Raw genomic sequence first — 20,413 nt, 5'->3', positions numbered from 1 at the left:
CCCGGCGCAATCAGCCGGGGACGCAACGGGGCCGCACCCGATGCGGATGCGGCCCCAGATTGCGATCAGTCGATCAGACGATCTTGCCCGGCTCCTCGTTGAACTCGCCGCCCGTGAAGGCGTCGAAGTCGAGGTAGGAGAGGTCGGACTCGTCGACCCCGCCGGCGTCGGCGAACAGACGGTTCGGGTAGCGCTCCGCCTTCGCCTCCTCCGTCGCATCGACCGAGACGTCGCGGTAGCGCGACAGCCCGGTGCCCGCGGGGATGAGCTTGCCGATGATGACGTTCTCCTTGAGGCCGAGCAGCGGGTCGCGCTTGCCTGCCAGCGCCGCCTCGGTGAGCACCTTGGTGGTCTCCTGGAACGACGCGGCCGACAGCCACGACTCCGTCGCGAGCGAGGCCTTCGTGATGCCCATGACCTCCTGGCGGGCCGAGGCAGTCTTCTTGCCATCGGTCAGCGCAGCACGGTTGAGGTCGTTGTACCGCGAGCGGTCGACGAGCTCACCGGGCAGCAGGCCGGTCTCGCCGTGGTCGACGACGGTGACCTTGCGCAGCATCTGGCGCACGATGACCTCGATGTGCTTGTCGTGGATCGGCACACCCTGCGAGCGGTACACGTCCTGGACGCCCGAGACCAGGTGCTTCTGCACCTCGCGGACGCCGCGCACGCGCAGCACCTCCTTGGGGTCGACCGCACCGATCTGGAGCTGCTGCCCCTGCTCGACGTGGTCGCCGTCGCCGACCAGCAGCGTTGCACGGCGAAGCACCGGGTATGCGATCTCCTCATCACCGTTGTCGGGCGTGATGACGATGCGCTTGGACTTGTCGTCCTCCTCGATGCGCACACGACCTGCAGCCTCTGCGATGGGCGACGCGTTCTTCGGGGTGCGAGCCTCGAAGAGCTCCGTCACGCGGGGCAGACCCTGCGTGATGTCGCTCGCGCCGACCGAACCACCCGTGTGGAAGGTTCGCATCGTCAGCTGCGTGCCGGGCTCACCGATCGACTGCGCGGCGATGATGCCGACAGCCTCGCCGATGTCGACCAGCTTGCCGGTGGCCAGCGAGCGGCCGTAGCAGTGGGCGCAGACGCCGACTGCCGACTCGCACGTCAGCACCGAGCGCACCTTGACCGACTCGACACCCGCATCGATGAACGCACGGATCTCGCGGTCGCCGATGTCCTGCGCAGCCGTCGCGAGCACCGTGCCGTCGGAACCGACGACCTCGGTCGCCAGGTTGCGGGCGTAGACCGCCGACTCGACGTTGTCGTGCAGCGTGAGCTGACCGTCGATGATCTCTGCGATCGGCACCTCAAGGCCGCGCTCGGTGCCGCAGTCGTCCTCACGGATGATGACGTCCTGCGACACGTCGACGAGACGACGGGTCAGGTAGCCGGAGTCGGCCGTGCGGAGCGCCGTGTCGGCCGAGCCCTTGCGAGCACCGTGGGTGGCGATGAAGTACTCCGCCACCGTCAGGCCCTCGCGGTACGAGGAGATGATCGGGCGCGGGATGACCTCACCCTTCGGGTTGGTCACGAGGCCGCGCATACCGGTGATGTTTCGGACCTGGATCCAGTTTCCGTTGGCACCTGCGGTGACCATCCGGTAGATCGAGTTGTCCTTGTCGAAGGCCTCCTGCGTGGCCTTCTGCACCTCGTTCGTCGCCTTGGTCCAGAGCTCGGTGAGGTCGCTGCGACGCTCAGAGTCCGTGATGAGACCCTTCTCGAACTTGTCCTGCGTCTTGCGTGCCAGCTCCTCGGCACCCGCGACGATCTCGTCCTTGCGAGCCGGCGTGATGACGTCGGACAGCGCGACCGAGATGCCGGAGCGCGTGGCCCAGTAGAAGCCGGCGTCCTTGATCTTGTCGAGCGTCTGCGCCACGACCGTCTTCGGGTAGCGCTCTGCGAGCGCGTTGACGATCAGCGAGATGACCGGCTTGGTGGCGGCCTCCTGCACGAACGGGAAGTCCTCGGGCAGCAGCTCGTTGAAGAGCGCGCGACCCAGGGTCGTCTCGTGCAGGAAGATCTCGCCGTCGACGAAGCCCTCCGGGCGGTCCTGCTCGCGGAACGCGAGACCGGACAGACGGATGCGCACGACCGAGCCCAGGTGCAGCGAGTGCTGGTCCATGGCCATGATCGCCTCGGCGACGGAGGAGAACGCACGGCCGGTGCCGACGCCATCCTCCTTGACCGTCGTCAGGTGGTGCAGACCCGAGACCATCTCGTGCGAGGGCAGCGTCACCGGGCGGCCGTCAGACGGCTTCAGGATGTTGCTGGACGCGAGCATCAGCACGCGAGCCTCTGCCTGCGCCTCGACCGAGAGCGGCAGGTGCACAGCCATCTGGTCACCGTCGAAGTCGGCGTTGAACGCGGCGCAGACGAGCGGGTGCAGCTGGATGGCCTTGCCCTCGACGAGCAGCGGCTCGAAGGCCTGGATGCCCAGGCGGTGCAGCGTGGGGGCACGGTTCAGCAGCACGGGGCGCTCCCGGATGATCTCCTCGAGCACATCCCACACCTGCGGCTTCGAACGCTCCACCATGCGCTTGGCGTGCTTGATGTTCTGCGAGTGGCCCAGGTCGATCAGGCGCTTGATCACGAACGGCTTGAACAGCTCGAGCGCCATCTGCTTCGGCAGGCCGCACTGGTGCAGCTGCAGCTGCGGGCCGACCACGATGACCGAGCGGCCCGAGTAGTCGACGCGCTTGCCGAGCAGGTTCTGACGGAAGCGCCCCTGCTTGCCCTTGAGCATGTCGGAGAGCGACTTCAGCGCGCGGTTGCCGGTGCCCGTGACGGGACGGCCACGACGACCGTTGTCGAACAGGGCGTCGACCGCCTCCTGCAGCATGCGCTTCTCGTTGTTCACGATGATCTCGGGAGCACCGAGGTCGAGCAGGCGACGGAGGCGGTTGTTGCGGTTGATGACGCGGCGGTAGAGGTCGTTCAGGTCGCTGGTCGCGAAGCGGCCACCGTCGAGCTGCACCATCGGGCGCAGCTCCGGCGGGATGACCGGCACGACGTCCAGCACCATCGCAGCAGGGCTGTTGCCCGTCTGCAGGAACGAGTTGACGACCTTGAGGCGCTTGATCGCACGGATCTTGCGCTGGCCCTTGCCCTCGGCGATCTGCTTGTGCAGGTCTTCGCCCTCGGTGACGAGGTCGAAGGCGAGCAGGCGCAGCTTGATCGCCTCGGCACCCATGTGACCCTCGAAGAACTCGCCGTACAGGTCGACGAGGTCGTGGTAGGTGGCGTCCTCAGCCTTCAGCTCGCCGACCTTCAGCGTGCGGAAGTCGTCGAAGACCTTCTCCATCTGCGTGATCTCGTCGTCGGCGAACTTGCGCAGCTGCGCCATCTCGCGCTCGCCGGCGTCCTTGACCTTGCGCTTCTGGTCGGCCTTGGCGCCCTCCTCCTCGAGCTGGGCGACGTCGGTCTCCAGCTGTGCGAGGCGAGCGGCGATGTCGGCGTCGCGGCGCTTCTCGATCTCGCCCACCTTGAGGCGAAGCTCCTGCTCCAGTGCCGGCAGGCGCTCGTGACGAGCCTCCGTGTCGACGCTGATGATCATGTACGCGGCGAAGTAGATGACCTTCTCGAGGTCCTTCGGCGCCATGTCCAGCAGGTAGCCGAGGCGGCTGGGCACACCCTTGAAGTACCAGATGTGCGTGACGGGGGCGGCGAGCTCGATGTGGCCCATGCGCTCACGGCGCACCGACGACTTCGTGACCTCGACACCGCAGCGCTCGCAGACGATGCCCTTGAAGCGCACGCGCTTGTACTTGCCGCAGGCGCACTCCCAGTCCCTGCTGGGACCGAAGATCTGCTCGCCGAACAGGCCATCCTTCTCAGGCTTGAGCGTGCGGTAGTTGATGGTCTCGGGCTTCTTCACTTCGCCGTGAGACCAGCCTCGGATGTCGTCGGCCGTTGCCAGCCCGATCCGCAGCTCATCGAACGTTGTTGCGTCGATCAATGCAATTCCCTCTTGTCGAATTCTCTAGCTGCCGGATCAGATGTCGTCGATCGACGACAGCTCGGGGCGCGAGATGTTGATGCCGAGCTCCTCGGCCGTGCGCAGTGCCTCATCCTCGTCATCGCGGAGCGTGACGACGTCGCCGGCTGCGTTCAGCACCTCGACGTTCAGGCAGAGCGACTGCATCTCCTTCATGAGCACCTTGAAGGACTCGGGGATGCCGGGCTCCTGGATGTTCTCGCCCTTGACGATGGCCTCGTACACCTTCACGCGGCCGACGATGTCGTCCGACTTGATGGTGAGGAGCTCCTGCAGGGTGTAGGCGGCGCCGTACGCCTCGAGCGCCCAGACCTCCATCTCGCCGAACCGCTGGCCGCCGAACTGGGCCTTACCGCCCAGAGGCTGCTGCGTGATCATCGAGTAGGGGCCGGTCGAACGCGCGTGGATCTTGTCGTCGACCAGGTGGTGCAGCTTGAGGATGTACATGTAGCCGACCGAGATCGGGTACGGGTAGGGCTCACCGGAGCGCCCATCGAACAGGTTCGCCTTGCCGCTGCCGTCGATCAGGCGCACGCCGTCACGGGTCGGGAGCGTCGCGTCGAGCAGGCCGATGATCGACTCCTCGGTGGCGCCGTCGAAGACCGGCGTCGCGACCTTGGTGCCGGCCGGAGCCTCGAGCGTCCGCTGGTCAAGTCCCTTCGACCACTCCGGCTTGCCTTCGACCTTCCAGCCCGTCGCGGCGATCCAGCCGAGGTGCGTCTCGAGCACCTGGCCGAAGTTCATGCGCTTCGGGATGCCGAGCGGGTTCAGCACGATGTCGACGGCGGTGCCGTCCTCGAGGAACGGCATGTCCTCCTCGGGCAGGATCTTGGCGATCACGCCCTTGTTGCCGTGACGGCCGGCGAGCTTGTCGCCCTCGGTGATCTTGCGCTTCTGCGCGATGTAGACCACGACCTTCTCGTGCACACCGGAGCCCAGCTCGTCGTCGCCGTCCTCAGCGCGGAACTGCTTGACCGCGATGACGGTGCCCTGCTCGCCGTGCGGCACCTTGAGGGAGGTGTCGCGAACCTCGCGGCTCTTCTCGTTGAAGATCGCGCGCAGCAGGCGCTCCTCGGCGCTCAGCTCGGTCTCGCCCTTCGGCGTGACCTTGCCGACGAGGATGTCGCCGGGGACGACCTCAGCACCGATGCGGATGATGCCGCGCTCGTCGAGGTCTGCCAGCAGGTCGGGGCCGACGTTCGGGAGATCACGGGTGACCTCCTCCTTGCCCAGCTTGGTGTCGCGGGCGTCGACCTCGTACTCCTCGATGTGGATCGACGAGAGCACGTCGTCCTTCACGAGGTTCTGGCTGAGGATGATCGCGTCCTCGTAGTTGTGGCCCTCCCACGGCATGAACGCCACGAGCAGGTTCTTGCCGAGCGCGAGCTCGCCGTTCTCGGTCGCCGGGCCGTCTGCGATGACCTCGCCGACCTCGACGCGGTCGCCTGCAGAGACGATCACGCGGTGGTTGTACGACGTGCCCTGGTTCGAGCGGGCGAACTTGCGCAGGAAGTACTGCTGCGTGCCGCCCTCGTCGAGCTGCACGGTGACCAGATCGGCAGACACCTCTGCGACGACACCCGCGGCGGTCGCCGTCATGACGTCACCGGAGTCGATGGCCGCGAAGCCCTCCATGCCGGTGCCGACCAGCGGCGACTCGGAGCGCACCAGCGGCACGGCCTGACGCTGCATGTTCGCACCCATGAGGGCGCGGTTCGCGTCGTCGTGCTCGAGGAACGGGATGAGGCTCGTCGCCACCGACGCCATCTGGCGCGGCGAGACGTCCATGTAGTTCACGGCCTTGGGGTCGACGAGCTCGACCTCCTCGCCCTTCTTGCGGGCGACGACGCGATCCTCGACGAAGCGGCTCTTCGCATCGATCACGTTGTTGGCGTGAGCGACGATGAACTCGTCCTCCTCCGACGCGGTGAGGTAGTCGATCTGCGTGCTGACGACGCCGTTCTCGACGCGACGGTACGGCGTCTCGATGAAGCCGAAGGAGTTGATGCGACCGAAGGTGGCGAGACGACCGATGAGGCCGATGTTCGGGCCTTCCGGGGTCTCGATCGGGCACATGCGGCCGTAGTGCGAGGGGTGCACGTCGCGCACCTCGACACCGGCGCGCTCACGCGAGAGGCCGCCGGGGCCCAGCGCCGAGAGCGTGCGCTTGTGGGTCAGGCCCGCGAGCGGGTTGTTCTGATCCATGAACTGCGACAGCTGCGAGGTGCCGAAGAACTCCTTGATCGCCGCGCTCACAGGGCGCACGTTGATCAGGGTCTGCGGCGTGATGGCCTCGATGTCCTGCGTGGACATGCGCTCACGGACGACGCGCTCCATGCGAGCCAAGCCCGTGCGGACCTGGTTCTGGATGAGCTCGCCGACGGCGCGGATGCGACGGTTGCCGAAGTGGTCGATGTCGTCGACGTCCAGGCGGATGTCGACTTCCTCGCCCTTGCGGAGACCCTTGATCGTGGACTCCTCGGCGTGCAGCGCCACCAGGTACTTGATGGTCGCGACGATGTCGTCGACCGAGAGCACCGAGTCGCTCATGGGCACGTCGATGCCGAGCTTGCGGTTGATCTTGTAGCGGCCGACCTTCGCGAGGTCGTAGCGCTTCGGGTTGAAGTAGAAGTTGTCGAGCAGCGCGCGGGCGGCCTCGGCAGCAACCTGCTCGCCCGGACGCAGCTTCCGGTAGATGTCGCGGAGGGCGTCCTCCTTCGACATCGGCGCATCCTTCTCGAGGGTCGCCATGATCGACTCGTAGCCGGCGAACTCGCGGGCGATGTCCTCGGCAGTGAGGCCGAGGGCCTTGAGGAACACCGTGACCGACTGCTTGCGCTTGCGGTCGATGCGCACGCCGACGGCGTCGCGCTTGTCGATCTCGAACTCGAGCCATGCACCGCGGCTGGGGATCACGCGAGCCGAGTAGATGTCCTTGTCGGAGTTCTTCTCGGGGGTGCGGTCGAAGTACACGCCGGGGCTGCGGACGAGCTGCGAGACGACGACGCGCTCGGTGCCGTTCACGATGAACGTGCCCTTCTCCGTCATCAGCGGGAAGTCACCCATGAAGACCGTCTGCGACTTGATCTCGCCGGTCTCGTGGTTCATGAACTCGGCGGAGACGTAGAGCGGAGCCGCGTAGGTCTTGCCGCGCTCCTTGCACTCGGCGATCGTGTACTTCGGCACGTCGAGCACGGGCTCGGAGAAGGAGAGCTGCATCTTCTCGCTCAGGTCCTCGATCGGCGAGATCTCCTCGAAGATCTCCTCGAGGCCGGAGTTCGCGTGCACGTCGTCGCGGCCGACGGCCTCCTCGGCAGCGAGGCGCACCTTCCAGGCGTCGGTGCCGATGAGCCACTCGAAGCTCTCGGTCTGCAGCGCAAGCAGGTCGGGAACCGTCAGTGTCTCCGCGATTCGCGCGAAGCTCAGGCGGCTCGCGTTTCGACCGGTCTTAGGACTCGTTTCAGGCAAGGCAGATACCTCCGGGCCGGGAAGGGTTGCGGGTCTTCCCGGGATCGTGTCGTCGGTGAGAGACTCGTCAACACCCTGAAGCGCCCTGTTCGGGCGCGCGCCGACCGCAATATGAAGGCAGAGGGGATGTCTGTGAGCGCAACTTGCAACACTACGCCGCCGATCCGCTGATGTCCAGTCCCTCCGGCGTGTCGGCTGGCGGGCCCGCGGGGCTCGATGCTAGCGGCCGCCGCGGACCCCGCAGAATGGTCCTGTGAGCACTCCCTCCCGACGGCTCTCGAGCGGTCTGCACGCCGAGATGCGCTTCTCGGGATCCGGTGGCTGGCAGCTGGTCGTCGACGGCACTCCGCAGTCGCACGTCGACACCGAGCGGCCGGAGCTGCTGGTCTATGAGTACGTGCAGCAGATGGGTCACGTGATCGACGCGCTGCCGCCCGGCCCGATCACCGCGGTGCACCTGGGCGCCGGCGCGCTCACGATCCCGCGCTACGTCGACGCCACCAGGCGGGGCTCGCGCCAGCAGGTCATCGAGCTCGAGCCGCTGCTGGTCGAGCTGGTGCGCGAGGTGGCGCCCCTCCCCCGCGGCGCGAGCGTGCGGGTGCGCTACGGCGACGCGCGCGAGCAGCTCTCCCGCCTGCCCGCGGGGCTGCGCGGCTCGGTCGACCTGGTGGTGGTGGATGTGTTCTCGGGCTCGCAGACGCCGGCCCACGTGACGACGGTGGAGTTCCACGCGCTCGTGCGCGACCTGCTCGCGCCGACCGGCGTCGTGATCGTCAACATCGCGGACGATCGCACGCTCGCCTTCGCGAAGCGGCAGCTCGCGGCGCTGCACGAGGTGCACCAGGAGGTGGCGGCGCTCGCCGACCCCGGCATGCTCAAGGGCCGCCGCTTCGGCAACATCGTGGCGATCGCGGGCGCAGCGCTGCCTGATCTCGAGGAGATCGGCCGCGGGCTGCGACGCGATCCGCTGCCCGGCAAGGTGGTGGCCGGCGCGGAGCTGCGCCGGTTCCTGGGCGGCGCGCAGCCGACCCGCGATGCCGACGCGACGCCCAGCCCTGCACCCAACCGCGGCATCTTCGGCTGACGCGCGGCGGACCACTCGGCGCCTGTCCCGCCCGCCGTCTGCACAACGCAAGCCAGCTGCGCCGATTCCGTGGCGCTCGGCGGGAGGAGCGCCGATCTGCCGCTGCTCGGGGCGAGCGGGCTTGCGTTGTGCAGAGCACACGGCGCCGTACGGCGCGTGCTCCCGGCGAAATGACGCGCGTGCGCGACGATTGCGGGCATGAGCGAGTCGATCGGCTACGACCAGACCGCGCTGCGGAACGCTGTCGACGTCGCTTCCGCGGCCCGCCGGCTGCGCCAGCTCGGCAGGGAGCGATCGCTTGCCGCCGTCTCCGAGCGGGCCTGGCTGCTCGAGAGCCTCGGCCGCCTCGACGACGCGCTCACCGCCGCGAGCGAGGCTGTCACGCTTGCCCGCGCATCCGGCTCGCGCGACCGCGTCGCGGAGGCACGACTGCTGCGCGCATCCGTCGTGCAGACCCGCGGCGACCTGCGCACCGCCCTGCGCGAGTGCACCGGCATCATCGCCGAGTCGCGCTCGAACGACTGGGTCGAGCTGTGGGCGCACGCGCTGCAGCAGCGCGGCACCGTGCACTTCGCGCTCGGCCAGTGGCAGGAGGCGTGCATCGACTTCACCGTCGCGGTCGAGCTCTGCCGCGAGGCGGAGCTCGAGGCCTCGCAGCTCGAGGCGGCGGAGCTGGCGCTCATGGTCGCGACGGACCGCGCGCAGACCGAGGCGCTGCGCGCGGAGCAGGACGTGCCGCGCGCGAGCCACCCGATCTGGGGCGGGCGCTGAGCCTCGAGGCGATGGGCCTCCACAGAGTCGACCTTCCACAGGCGCGCGCCGTCGGTTCGCGCAGCACGTCCGGCTGCTGGCATGCTCGCAGCCGGCGGAAGGTGAACGATGGCTGATCTCGAGCGGGTGCGCGTGTGGGCAGAGGCCCTCATCCGACTGCATCTCGACGACTCGTGGGCGTTCGGCTTCGACCGTGCGGCCAAGCGTGCCGGCCTGACGAACTACACCGCGCGGCGCATCACCGTCTCGAAGCACCTCGCGGCGCGCTGGGACGACGACGAGGTGCACCAGATCCTGCTGCACGAGGTCGCCCACGCCATGGTGGGGCCGGGGGCGGGCCATGGTGCGCTCTGGCGGCGCACTGCGCGCGAGATCGGCTACATCGGAGGACGCACGCACCAGGGCGAGATCGCGGCCGAGCGTGCCGGCTGGGTCGGCAGCTGCCCGGGCGGGCACGAGCACGTGCGGTTCCGCGCGCCGCGGGGGCGCTACGCCTGCACGCCCTGCACCCGTGCGGCCAGGCGGGTCGTCGAGGTGCGCTGGAGCAGACGGGCTGCCGCCGCATGACGAGCCGCATGCTCTCCAACGGTCACGAGGCGCGGCTCGAGCGCGATGCGCACGGGCTCTCGCTCGTCATCGACGGCATCATGCAGTCGCACATCGGCGACCCGGAGGCGCCGCCGCAACACGCTTCTGCACGCTGGGTGCTCGCCGCCGCGCTCGAGGCGCTCGCCGGCGGGGGGTCGACGGCGCTGCACCTCGGCGGCGGCGCGGTCACGCTGCCGCGGCTGCTGCAGCATGCCCTGCCCCGGCTCCGCCAGCGCGTGGTCGAGCTCGAGCCGGCGCTCGTCGAGCTCGTGCTCGAAGCCGCCCCGCTGCCGCCCGGCATCGAGCTGATCGTGGGCGACGGCCGCGCGGTGCTCGAGCGCGTCGACGAGCCGGTCGCGCTCGTGACGACGGATGTGTTCGGCGGCGGCCGCGTGCCCGCCGCGTTCACGTCGGTGGAGTTCTACCGTGCGGCGAGCGCAGCGCTGCAGCCGGGCGGCATGCTGGTGGCGAACTCGGTCGACGGGCCACCGCTCCACTTCGTGCGGCAGCAGCTGGCCACGGTGCGTGCGGCGTTCGCGCACGTCGGGCTGCTCGCGACCGGCTCGACGCTCGCCGGCGCCCGCTTCAGCAACGTGATCCTGCTGGCGAGCGACGCACCGCTGCCCATGGAGTCGATCCGCGAGCGGCTGCGCGGCAAGCGGCCGCCGGTCGCCGCGCTCGACTGGCGCAGGCTCGAGCGCTTCGTCGCAGACACGGCGCCGGCGATCGTGACCGACGCGACCGCGGTCGGCTCACCAGCGCTCGTGCGCGCTGCCTACCTTGATCCGGCCGGCGGCGTCGCCTCGCTGCCGCCCTCGCTCACCGAGCCCATCGACGACTGATCCCGCGCGGCCGCGCCGTGCGCATCCGTCATGCCCGATCGCGTCGCCGCCGTCGTGGGCGTCGACTCGCCGTCGGCGCCATCGGTCGTGGTCTGCGCGGGGGCAGACGCCTCGTAGGAGCGGCTGATCAGGCGATACGACCTGGTGAGGAACGCGAGCCCTGCCGCGATCACCATGACGATGCCCGCGCCCAGGAACACGAGCGCGATGCCGCGTGCCTCGCCGGTGCCCAGCAGCGGTTCGAGCGTTGCAGCGCCCTCGGAGGATCGCGCCCACGGGAGGATGAAGAACTCGGCGAGCGGTGCGATGAGGAAGGCCGTGATGGGCGCGGCCGCAGACTCGAACGCCATCGCGAAGCCGAACACGCGGCCCTGTCGCGCCAGCGGCACGACCCGCTGGATGATCGTCTGCTCGGCGGCCTCTGCCGCCGGGATGAGCGCCATGTAGGCCCAGGTGCCGATCGCGTAGAGCCACCACCACTCGCGGATCGTAAAGATCGCGCCGAGCACGCCCATGATCGCGACGACGATGAGCAGCGTGCGGATCGGGCGCTTGCCGAGGCCGAACTTGGCGATCACGAGGCCGCCGACGATGAAGCCGGTCGAGGCGACGCCGAAGATGATGCCCCAGGTCTGCACGTTGAAGAGCTCGAGGCCGTAGGGATCCATGAGCGCCATGTAGACGCCGCCGATGAAGTTGTTGAACGTCGAGAAGATGATGAGCGCGAACAGGCCGCTGATCGCGAGCACGGCGCGGATCGAGCCGCGCAGATCGATGCCCGTCGCGGTGTCGTCGGGGTCGACCGCCACGACGTCCTCCGGGATGCGCAGGGTCATGAGATGCGCGAGGCTGATGGCGAGCAGGCCGATGCCGATCGCGATCGTCCAGCCCATCCCGAGGAAGCCGATGGCGAGGCCGGAGAACACGCTCGTGACGATCATCGCGAGCCCCTGCACGGTGCCGACCAGACCGTTGGCGTTCGCGTGCCGCTCGTCGGGCACGAGGATCGTGACGGTCGTCGAGAGCGCGATGTTGCGCATGTGCTCGACGACCGAGCCGGCCAGGATGATCGCCATGAAGAGCCACAGCCACGGCGAGGTGAGCTCGAGCAGCACCGGCTCGGGCAGCAGCAGGTACATGACGCCGGCGATCGCGAAGGCGATGAGCGTGATCGTGCCGGAGAGCAGCATCACGCGCAGCTTGCGGTGGTGGTCGACGATCGAGCCGAACAGGATGCTGCCGAAGGCGATGAACAGCATGTAGGCACCGCCGATCATGCCGGTCGCGAGCACGCTCTCGGTCTCGATGTAGACCCAGAACGTCAGCGCGAACCAGACGAACGCCGTCGTGATGTTCGCGAGCGCCGTGTTGGCGAGCACGTGCAGGAAGATGCGCTCGCTGGCGATCGGCGCGGGCTGGTCACGACCCGATCGCGGGGCCTGGTTGCCGGTCGACCCGGCGGGCTGCTGATCGCTCACAGGGCAAACCTAGACCGGGCCGCCGACACCGACCAGGGGCGAATGGGGCCGCCCCCGGGAGCGCGGCTCAGCGCGAGGCGCGCCGAAGCTCCCACATGATCTTCGAGGAGATCGAGGTCAGGTAGGTGCCGGTGAGGTGGTGCGCGTCGCGGTAGACGATCGCGCCGCCGATCACCAGCGGACACGTGCCGTCGACGCAGAGGTAGCGGGTGACGTCGACGACGCGCACCTCCGGCACGAGCGCCGCAGCCTCGAGCACGGGGTCCCAGCCGCGATGGGCGTAGCTCTGCGGCACCGAGCAGCCGAAGGGTGACGCGCCCGAGGACTCCGTGACGCAGTCGATGGTGCCGATGCCGATGTGCGGGAGGTCGCTCATGACGATGAGCGGGATGCCGGCGTCGACGACCGGCTGCCAGGCGCGCACGTACCGGTCGCGGACCTCTGCCGCCTCAGCCGGTCGGTCGGCGTAGGGGAATCGCAGACCCGTGTAGACCACGAGGTCGTACTCGCCCGAGACCGCCGCTGCCGCCAGCTGGCGGTAGCGCGGCTCGCAGCCGTGGCCCTCCGGCACGTACTCCCAGCGGCAGCTGCGGCCGAGATAGGTGTCGACGCTCCAGTTCCAGTACACGAACTCCGACTCCATCGTCGCGGCGTACCCGGCGGCGTGCGAGTCGCCGATGAAGGCGACGCGCAGCGCGTCGGCACGGGTGCTGCCCCTCGTGCACACCGGCACGAGCACCGTCGTGCTGGACTTCCAGCAGGCGGATGCGAACGCACCGCCGGTCTGGGCGAACAGCCTGCTCGCGTCGGTCGTCGGCGCGATCACCCCGGCGCCACCGGTCGTCGGACACGCGGCGTCGAGGATCGCGTCGACGCCGAAGCACTGCAGGTTCGCGGCAGCCAGCGCCCCGGGCGTCGACCAGGTGCGCAGCGACACCGTCGGCCCCGCAGCGACGAGCAGGCCGGTGCCGCTCGACGGCAGGATCACGCGGGTGTGCGTCACTGCGGCATCGCGCACCGTGTGTCGCAGCGCGAACGCGCCGGTGCTCGTCACGGAGCTCTGCGCGATGGTCGTCCAGCCGCTCGACGTCAGCCCCTCGAGCTTGATGCGGCGCCCGGCCAGCTGTGCGTAGACGCCGCCGGTCACGACATACTCGCCGCCGATCGATGCGTGGCTCGACCCCCTCGGCGCGACGCCGGAGATGCCGGGCTTCACCGTGATCGTCCGCGAGCGGCTCGCCGCGGCCGCGACGCGCGGGCTGTCGAGCACCTCCGCCTTGATGCGGTAGCCCTCCAGCGGGGTGAACACGTGCGTGAACCGGCCGTCGGCGCGGGTGGTGACCGTCGCGAGCACCACCCAGCGGCCCGTGCGCGCCGAGAGGCCGACGATGCGCACCGGGGCGCCTGCGACGCCCACCTCGCCCGCCCAGAGCCGACCGGTGACGGTCACGGAGCGACCGAAGCGCACCCAGGTCGTGTCGGTGGTCATCCACAGCGACGCGTGCACCTTCGGCTCCTGCGCGGCCGGCTGGTCGCCCGTCGGCAGCTGGGCCATCGGCGCGACCGCGGCAGGCGAAGAGGCAGGCGAAGGGGCAGGGGTGGCGGTCGGCGCCGGGATGGGCTCGGTCGGCGTGGGTGTCGGCGTGGGTGTCGGCGTGACGACAGGTGGCGCCGAAGGACTCGGCGTGGGTGTCGGCTCCGACGACTGCGACGGTGCGGGCGGCGGGGTCGGCGACGGAGTCGCGAGCGCTGCCGCGTCCGGGCTGAGCACGCTGATCGCCATCCCGAGCGAGACGATCAGGGTCAGGGCACGACCGGGCACTCCACGCATCGCTTCTGCCTTCCACTCCGGGTGTCGCCGCTGCTCGCAGGGCCAGCCGAATGCGGCTCCGCGGCCCGCGAAGCGGCAAGCTCGCGAGAGCGGCAACGATGCGGGTCATGCGCATCGTAATGCACGGACGCGCGAGCGCGAGCGCGGATTCGGATGCCGCGCGGCAGGCGCAGGAAAGCCCGACCTCGCCGCAGCGCGGTTCAGCGCGCGGTGGAGGAGCGCTCGAAGGCGGCGCCCCAGCCATCCATGGCAGCCACCACCGGGGCGAGGCTCTCGCCGAGCTCGCTGAGGGAGTACTCCACCTTCGGTGGCACCTGCGGGTACACGGTGCGGATCAGGATGCCGTCCTCCTCGAGCTCCCTGAGCTGACGCGTGAGCGTGCGGGTGTTGGCCAGCGGCAGCAGCCTGCAGAGCTCGCCGAAGCGCAGCGTGCCGCCGAGCAGATGCTTGACGAGCGTCAGCTTCCATGTGCCCCCGAGCACCGAGACGGCGACCTCGACGGAGCACACCTCGATCGCCCGTTGCACCGGTAGTCGCATCCGAACCTCCTTCGGTGACAAGAATGTCCGTACTACCGATTCTGCGCAAGACTCGGCATGCTGGCTCGATGACTCCCCGAGAGACGGTCCTGTGGATCAGCGCCCACCCTGAGCCTCGCTCGCTCACCGGCAGCCTGCGCGAGCAGGGCATCGCGCACCTGCGCGAGCGCGGGCACGAGGTGATCGAATCCGACCTCTACGCGATGGCGTGGGATCCGGTGCTGCGGCCGAGCGACACGACCAGCGGCCGCTTCAGCGTCACGGCCGACACCCGGCGCGACTACCTCGAGGGCACGCAGCCGGGCGACGTCGCCGCCGAGCAGGAGAAGCTGCGGCGGGCGAGCGCGGTCGTGCTGCAGTTCCCGCTCTGGTGGTACGGCATGCCGGCGATCATGAAGGGCTGGCTCGACCGGGTGCTGGTGTCCGGCTTCGCGTTCGGCACGGACGAGGCGACCGGCAGACGGCTGCGCTTCGAGCAGGGGCAGTTCGTCGGCACCCGCGCGCTGGTGGCGACGACGCTGGGCGACCGCGCAGCCTCGATCGGCCCCCGCGGCAAGAGCGGTGAGCTCGAGCAGCTGCTCTTCGGCCTGCTGCACGGCACGCTCGCCTACACCGGCATGAGCGTGCTCGAGCCGTGGGCGCTGCCGAGCGCCGACTTCACCGACACGGAGGACGACCCGTTCCTCGGTCTCCGAGACCGCCTCGACGGGCTGTTCAGCGACGACCCGATCCCCTACCGGCCGCAGTTCACGGGCGACTACTCCTCCGAGTGGGCGCTGCTCCCGCACATCCGCCCGGGCGAGACCAGCCTCGACGTGCACGTCGTGCGCTGAGCAGGCCGCTCGCGTCAGCGGGCGTCGTGCGTCGCGCGCTCGCGCTGCACCGCCTCGGCAGCGACGAGCGCCCGGGTGGCGCCGCGGAGCGTGACGGCCGCAGCGCACGCGGCCGCGCAGGCGGGGCTGTGGAAGTCGATGCCGAGCTCCGCCAGCGCATCGACGACGCGGCCGGCGACCAGCAGATCTGCGGCGCCCGGCCGAAGCGAGCCGTCAGCCCAGCGCTCCCCCGCCGCGACGATCGCGATCGAGACCCGGTCGCCTCGCCGCTCCTGCTCGTCGAGCGCGGCGCGCGCGACTGCGGCAGCGCTCTCGAGCGTCGCCTCGAGCACGCGCGCCGTGCGCGAGGCCCGGGCCAGCAGCATGGCCGTCTCCGGCCCGCGGTCGGCATCGGCGATCACGATCACGTCGGCAGCGGCCACGCTCATGCCAGCGGCGCCCCACTCGAGGGTCACCTGGTAGTCGGCACTCATGCGGCCAGCCTACGGCTCCCTGGAGCTGAGGAGCGGCGCGCGACCGCTCCCTCAGCGCAGGGCGCCCAGGTGCGCCAGCGCCGCCCGCACGAGCGACCCGCGGCCACCCTCCATCTCGACGGTGACGAGCTCGGAGGCCGCGGCCTCCGGCGAGAGCCAGGTGAGCTCGAGGGCGTCCTGGCGGGGCTCGCAGGTGCCGGTGACCGGCACGATGTAGCAGAGCGAGACCGCATGCTGACGGTCGTCGGAGTAGATGCCGTCGCCCGGCAGCGGGAAGTACTCGGCGATGTGGAACGGCGCGGGGGCTGCCTGCAGCTGCGGGAAGGCCATCGGCCCGAGATCCTTCTCCAGGTGACGGTAGAGCGCGTCGCGCACCCGCTCGCCGCGCATCACTCTGCCCGAGACGATCGTGCGCGTCATCTCGCTCTGCGCGTTCATGCGCAGCAGCATCCCGACCTCGGTGACCTGGCCGAGGCCGTCGAGCCTGACCGGGATCGCCTCGACGTAGAGGATCGGCATCCGCTCCCTGACCTGCTGCAGCTCTTCGTCGCTCAGCCAGCCGGGATTGGGGTCAGGGGTGCGAACGGCCATGCGTCCATTGTGCCCTCTCGGGAGCCGGTTCCCGCTGAGCCCTAGGGACGCAGGCGGCGACCCGAGCGCTCGGCCCACTGCGCCACCGCGAGCCACAGCGCCACCACGATGCCGCCGAGCGCGATCGACGGGATGTCGCCGAGCCGGGCGAACCACTCGACGGGGCTGGGCGAGAGCGCGTCGAGCAGGGTGCGTGCGGCGAGCGTCGCGCCGACCGCGAGCAGGCTGATGCGGCCGACCGCGGCGAACGGCTGTGCGAAGACGCCGAGCGCGGAGGTGCCGCCGCGCAGGTCGGTGTCGATCGCCGGATGCATCGCGGTCGCGAGCAGGCCGGCCAGCGTCGCGACGAAGAGGGTGAGCGGCGGCGTCCAGAGCGCGGTCGCCGGCTGGAGCGCCTGCTGGCCCCAGACGGTGGGCGTGAAGAAGGCGAGCACGCCGAGGATGCCGAACAGCAGTGCGGCGAGCAGCCCGTAGCCGATCACGCGGCCGCGCTGGTGGCCGCTGACGCTGCGTGCACGCAGGAACGCGTGCACGAGCGCGGCGCCGGCTGCTGCTGGCAGCGCGAGGCCGAGCCCTGCGACGACCGTGGTGACCGCGACGATGATGAGCGGGTCTGCCGTGCTGCCTGCCGCATCCGCCACCCCCGTGACGATGAGCGTCGCGGGGCTGCAGCGATCGCTCAGCTCACCGCAGAGTCCCGTGGCCAGCCACAGCGCGCCCGCCCCCACGCCGGTCGCGAGCACCACTGCGAAGGCCCAGCCGGCCCAGCTGCGCGCGAGCACGCCGAGCAGGCCGAGCGCGGCGGCGGCGACGCCGAGCTGCAGCAGCGGGCCTGCGACCCGGATGCGCTCGAGACCGCCGAGGGTGCCCGCCTCCGGGTCGACAGGGACACCGGACGCCGCGCCCGCGATGAGCGCAGCCCCGGCGGCGATGAGCAGGCCGATCAGCAGCAGGATGAGGGTGCGGCGGATGACGCGGCCGGCGGTCGACCAGCTGCGGTGCTGCGCCATGGCGAAGGCGCAGCCGAGCACGACGGCGAAGGCGGGCAGCACGATCGCGTCGATGCCGATCGCGCCCCACGGCCCGGAGCCCGGGAACGGGCGGCGCGGAGCTGCGAGCCAGAAGACGGTCGCGAGCACCAGCAGGCCGCGTGCGGCATCGAGCGAGACGACCCGGCCGATGCGCGCGGCGCCGCGGCGCGTCGGTCTGCGGCGGCCGCTCCCAGAGCCGCCGACCGGGCTCAGCACCCTGGTGGTCGCCGACGTGTTCGCCATGCCTCGAGGCTACGGTGTTCCTGATGGTGCTCGCCGCCCGGTGGCGCCGGAGATGGGGGATGTCGTGCTGCAGATCGACGCGGATGTGGTCCGCTGGCGCGAGGGCGTGCCCGGCGACGAGCGGTCGGCCGACGAGCCGCGCGAGCTGCTCGTGGTCATGCACGGCATCGGCTCGCACGAGGGCGACCTGTTCGGGCTCGCCCCTCACCTGCCGGCGGCCCTCACCGTGGCCTCGCTGCGCGCCCCGATCCCCTATGGCGGCGGCTTCGCCTGGTTCGAGTTCTCGCCGATCGACAGCGACGACCACACCATCATCGACGAGGCCGCGCACGCGGTGCTCGCCTGGCTCGACGGGCTCGAGCAGCGGTACGCACGGGTGCACCTGCTGGGCTTCTCGCAGGGCGGCGCGATGGCCGTGCAGCTCGCGCGCATCGCGCCTGCGCGCTTCGCCTCGATCGCACACCTCGCCTCCTTCGTGCACGCAGGCGAGCTGCCCGGCGACGCCGAGCTGTCGGCACAGCAGCCGCGCATCCCGCTGCTGACGACGATCGGCACGCTCGACCAGGTCATCCACACCGACAAGATCGAGCGCTCGACGCCGTGGCTCGACGCGCACTTCGACGTCGACCGGCGCACGTACGCCCGCGCGCACACGATCGTCGCGGAGGAGCTCGCCGACGTGGTGGCCTTCCTCGAGCGCGTCTGAGCCTCTTGCCGCCTTCGGCGCGCGTTCGATCGGGCTGAGCGGCACGCCGACCGGAATGGCGGGCCCGCGACGCGCTCGGGCCGATCGAACGCGCGCGGTCTGTGCCAGCCCAGCACCTCCCCGCAGGTCTGGCTGCCAACCACGGCCGCTCGGCACGGCAGACTGAGCCCATGGAGCGATTCAGGCTGGGCGGTGTGCCGGGGGTGACCCCTGCCAAGTGGCTGCGCGTCTGGCGCGAGCGGGTGCCCGACGTGCCAGCGCAGCTCGTCTCGATCGACGAGGCGGATGCGGTGCTGGCGCTGCAGGACGGACGGGTCGATGCCGTGCTGGCGCGGCTGCCCGTCGCCGGTGAGGGCCTCCACATCGTGCGCCTCTACGACGAGCTGCCGGTGGTCGTCGCCGCGAAGGGCCACCCGATCGTGGCGTTCGAGACGGTGACGACCGCCGATCTCGACGGCGAGCCGATGCTCGAGCAGGGCGAGCTGACGCTCGCGCAGCTGCTCGAGACGGTCGCGGCGGGCGCCGGCGTCGCGATCGTGCCGATGTCGGTCGCGCGCGCGCTCTCCGGCCCCGACACGCGCCAGCGCGTCGTCACCGACCTGCCGCCGACGACCATCGCGCTCGTCTGGCTCGAAGCCGCCGACTCGCCATTGCACCAGGAGCTCATCGGCATCGCCCGCGGGCGCAAGCCGGGCTCCTCCCGCGGCGACCGCGAGCACCTCGTCGAGCCGGGCAACGCCGCCACCGGCGCGAAGCCGCGCTCCTCGAAGCCGAAGCCCAAGCCCGGCGCCAATCGCCCCCGCCGCCCCGGCGGCCCCGGCAGATCCGGCCGCCCCGGCCCGGGCCGCCGCCGCTGAAGCTCCCTGCCAGCAAGAAAAACCGCGCCCTTGCTGGCGAGAGCAAAGACGCGGTTTGGCGGTGACGGTGGGATTTGAACCCACGGTAGGGGGTTACCCTACACGACTTTTCGAGAGTCGCACCTTCGGCCGCTCGGACACGTCACCAAGGGACGACCTTACACGAGCACAGCGGTGCTGCTCAAACCGAGGCGGCACCCAGGTGGCGCAGGTGCCGCTGCTCCACCAGCCCCTCGTGCGCCTTCTCCCCGCCGTCGGCATGCCAGCCGTGCGCCTCGTAGAAGTGCGCCGCGCGCTCGTTGCCGAGCAGCCGCCACAGGTAGGCGCCCTGGTGGCCGTCGGCGACGAGCCGCCGCTCGAGCTCGCTCAGCAGGGCATTGCCGACGCCCCGCGACCAGCGCGACGCGTGCGCGTAGATCGCATAGACCTCGCCCGTCGCCGGCGCATCCTGATCGCGCGCCGGCCCGCACATCGCCCAGCCGACCACCTCGCCATCGACCACCGCGACCAGGTCGTGGCAGCCCGCATCCGCGTGCATGTCATCCCAGTGCTCCATGCGGCGGGCGGTCTCGCGCTCGACGTCCATGCGGTCGAGGATCTCCTGTGGCACGAGCCCGCCGTAGGCCGCGCGCCAGGTGTCGACGCGCACGCGCGCGATGCCGGCGACGTCGTCGATCGTGGCGTCTCGGATGTTCGCGGTCATGCGGCCTCCCCCGGTGCGGCGTCGACCACGCAGAAGCGGTTGCCCTCCGGGTCCTCCATGATCAGGTAGTCGGCGTCGTCGGGGCGCTTCGGCCAATGCACCTGCTGCGCGCCGAGCGCCTCCAGGCGCGCGACCTCCGCCGCCTGGTCGTCGGCGTAGAGGTCGAGGTGGATGCGTGGCGGCAGGCTGCGCTCACTCGGGTGCGCGTCGAGCGAGACGTTCGGCCCCTCACCGGCGCGCGGCCGCAGCAGCGCGAAGTCGGCGTCGATCGGCAGGCGCGGCTCGTAGTCGAGCGCGGCGCTCCAGAACAGCAGCTGACGCTCGAGGTCGGAGCAGCGGATCACGATGGAGCCGACGGTGAGCATGGGGCAAACGTAG

General features: G+C 70.4%; 17 protein-coding genes and 1 tRNA gene. 7 read left to right on the top strand and 11 right to left on the bottom strand.

Features of this window, described 5'->3' with window-relative positions:
• Positions 1–73: 73 nt before the first annotated feature.
• Positions 74–3,958: a DNA-directed RNA polymerase subunit beta' gene (rpoC, locus tag MKD51_RS14390; protein ID WP_240241175.1), complete on the bottom strand. Its 3,885-nt coding sequence runs from the start codon at positions 3,956–3,958 to the stop codon at positions 74–76.
• Positions 3,959–3,994: 36 nt separating this feature from the next.
• Positions 3,995–7,465, bottom strand: a complete 3,471-nt coding sequence (gene rpoB, locus MKD51_RS14385; protein WP_240241174.1) for a DNA-directed RNA polymerase subunit beta — start codon at positions 7,463–7,465, stop codon at positions 3,995–3,997.
• 253 nt (positions 7,466–7,718) lie between these two features.
• Here rpoB and MKD51_RS14380 point away from each other — a divergent pair, with 253 nt between their 5' ends.
• The 4 genes from MKD51_RS14380 to MKD51_RS14365 all read left to right on the top strand — a co-directional run bounded on the left by MKD51_RS14380 (position 7,719) and on the right by MKD51_RS14365 (position 10,750).
• Entirely contained in the window at positions 7,719–8,549 is an 831-nt protein-coding gene (locus tag MKD51_RS14380) for a fused MFS/spermidine synthase (RefSeq protein ID WP_240241173.1), read from the top strand.
• Between the two features lie 198 nt (positions 8,550–8,747).
• Positions 8,748–9,320, top strand: coding sequence for a hypothetical protein (locus MKD51_RS14375; protein ID WP_240241172.1), 573 nt, complete (start codon positions 8,748–8,750; stop codon positions 9,318–9,320).
• Positions 9,321–9,428: 108 nt separating this feature from the next.
• Positions 9,429–9,887 carry a SprT-like domain-containing protein gene (locus tag MKD51_RS14370; protein WP_240241171.1) on the top strand — a complete coding sequence of 153 codons (459 nt, stop codon included), beginning with the start codon at positions 9,429–9,431 and terminating at the stop codon, positions 9,885–9,887.
• Positions 9,884–10,750: a fused MFS/spermidine synthase gene (locus tag MKD51_RS14365; RefSeq protein WP_240241170.1), complete on the top strand. Its 867-nt coding sequence runs from the start codon at positions 9,884–9,886 to the stop codon at positions 10,748–10,750. The genes MKD51_RS14370 and MKD51_RS14365 overlap by 4 nt, the downstream gene beginning before the upstream one ends.
• Here the strand turns inward: MKD51_RS14365 and MKD51_RS14360 are convergent.
• The 3 genes from MKD51_RS14360 to MKD51_RS14350 all read right to left on the bottom strand — a co-directional run bounded on the left by MKD51_RS14360 (position 10,684) and on the right by MKD51_RS14350 (position 14,598).
• Positions 10,684–12,156: an MFS transporter gene (locus MKD51_RS14360; RefSeq protein ID WP_346986736.1), complete on the bottom strand. Its 1,473-nt coding sequence runs from the start codon at positions 12,154–12,156 to the stop codon at positions 10,684–10,686. The genes MKD51_RS14365 and MKD51_RS14360 overlap by 67 nt on opposite strands.
• A gap of 139 nt (positions 12,157–12,295) precedes the next feature.
• Positions 12,296–14,059: an SGNH hydrolase domain-containing protein gene (locus tag MKD51_RS14355; RefSeq protein WP_240241169.1), complete on the bottom strand. Its 1,764-nt coding sequence runs from the start codon at positions 14,057–14,059 to the stop codon at positions 12,296–12,298.
• Between the two features lie 200 nt (positions 14,060–14,259).
• Entirely contained in the window at positions 14,260–14,598 is a 339-nt protein-coding gene (locus tag MKD51_RS14350; protein WP_240241168.1) for a helix-turn-helix domain-containing protein, read from the bottom strand.
• Positions 14,599–14,666: 68 nt separating this feature from the next.
• Between MKD51_RS14350 and MKD51_RS14345 the strand changes: the two genes are divergently transcribed.
• A complete protein-coding gene (locus tag MKD51_RS14345) occupies positions 14,667–15,431 on the top strand; it encodes an NAD(P)H-dependent oxidoreductase (RefSeq protein ID WP_240241167.1) in 765 nt (254 codons plus the stop codon).
• A gap of 14 nt (positions 15,432–15,445) precedes the next feature.
• Here the strand turns inward: MKD51_RS14345 and MKD51_RS14340 are convergent, their stop codons facing one another.
• From MKD51_RS14340 to MKD51_RS14330, 3 genes are read right to left on the bottom strand one after another with little or no spacing between them, the layout of a single operon-like run.
• Positions 15,446–15,904 carry a hypothetical protein gene (locus MKD51_RS14340; protein ID WP_240241166.1) on the bottom strand — a complete coding sequence of 153 codons (459 nt, stop codon included), beginning with the start codon at positions 15,902–15,904 and terminating at the stop codon, positions 15,446–15,448.
• A gap of 51 nt (positions 15,905–15,955) precedes the next feature.
• On the bottom strand, positions 15,956–16,495 hold the full coding sequence (locus MKD51_RS14335; RefSeq protein WP_240241165.1) for an NUDIX hydrolase family protein: 540 nt from the start codon (positions 16,493–16,495) through the stop codon (positions 15,956–15,958).
• Positions 16,496–16,536: 41 nt separating this feature from the next.
• Positions 16,537–17,769 carry a hypothetical protein gene (locus MKD51_RS14330; protein WP_240241164.1) on the bottom strand — a complete coding sequence of 411 codons (1,233 nt, stop codon included), beginning with the start codon at positions 17,767–17,769 and terminating at the stop codon, positions 16,537–16,539.
• 64 nt (positions 17,770–17,833) lie between these two features.
• Between MKD51_RS14330 and MKD51_RS14325 the strand changes: the two genes are divergently transcribed.
• On the top strand, positions 17,834–18,475 hold the full coding sequence (locus MKD51_RS14325; protein WP_240241163.1) for a dienelactone hydrolase family protein: 642 nt from the start codon (positions 17,834–17,836) through the stop codon (positions 18,473–18,475).
• A gap of 170 nt (positions 18,476–18,645) precedes the next feature.
• On the top strand, positions 18,646–19,332 hold the full coding sequence (locus tag MKD51_RS14320) for a LysR family transcriptional regulator substrate-binding protein (protein WP_240241162.1): 687 nt from the start codon (positions 18,646–18,648) through the stop codon (positions 19,330–19,332).
• 56 nt (positions 19,333–19,388) lie between these two features.
• On the opposite strand, the gene MKD51_RS14315 is transcribed toward MKD51_RS14320, so the two are convergent.
• The 3 genes from MKD51_RS14315 to MKD51_RS14305 form a co-directional block, all read right to left on the bottom strand.
• Positions 19,389–19,479, bottom strand: a tRNA-Ser gene (locus MKD51_RS14315).
• Between the two features lie 34 nt (positions 19,480–19,513).
• Complete coding sequence (locus tag MKD51_RS14310; RefSeq protein ID WP_240241161.1) at positions 19,514–20,035, bottom strand: GNAT family N-acetyltransferase; 522 nt, start codon at positions 20,033–20,035, stop codon at positions 19,514–19,516.
• Positions 20,032–20,400, bottom strand: a complete 369-nt coding sequence (locus MKD51_RS14305) for a VOC family protein (RefSeq protein ID WP_240241160.1) — start codon at positions 20,398–20,400, stop codon at positions 20,032–20,034. Before MKD51_RS14305 ends, MKD51_RS14310 begins: the two co-directional genes overlap by 4 nt.
• Positions 20,401–20,413 lie beyond the last annotated feature (13 nt).

This window comes from Agrococcus sp. ARC_14 (assembly GCF_022436485.1).
Lineage (GTDB): Bacteria > Actinomycetota > Actinomycetes > Actinomycetales > Microbacteriaceae > Agrococcus.
The sequence above is the reverse complement of the archived record's forward strand: the minus strand, read 5'-3'. Positions and strand labels throughout refer to the sequence as shown.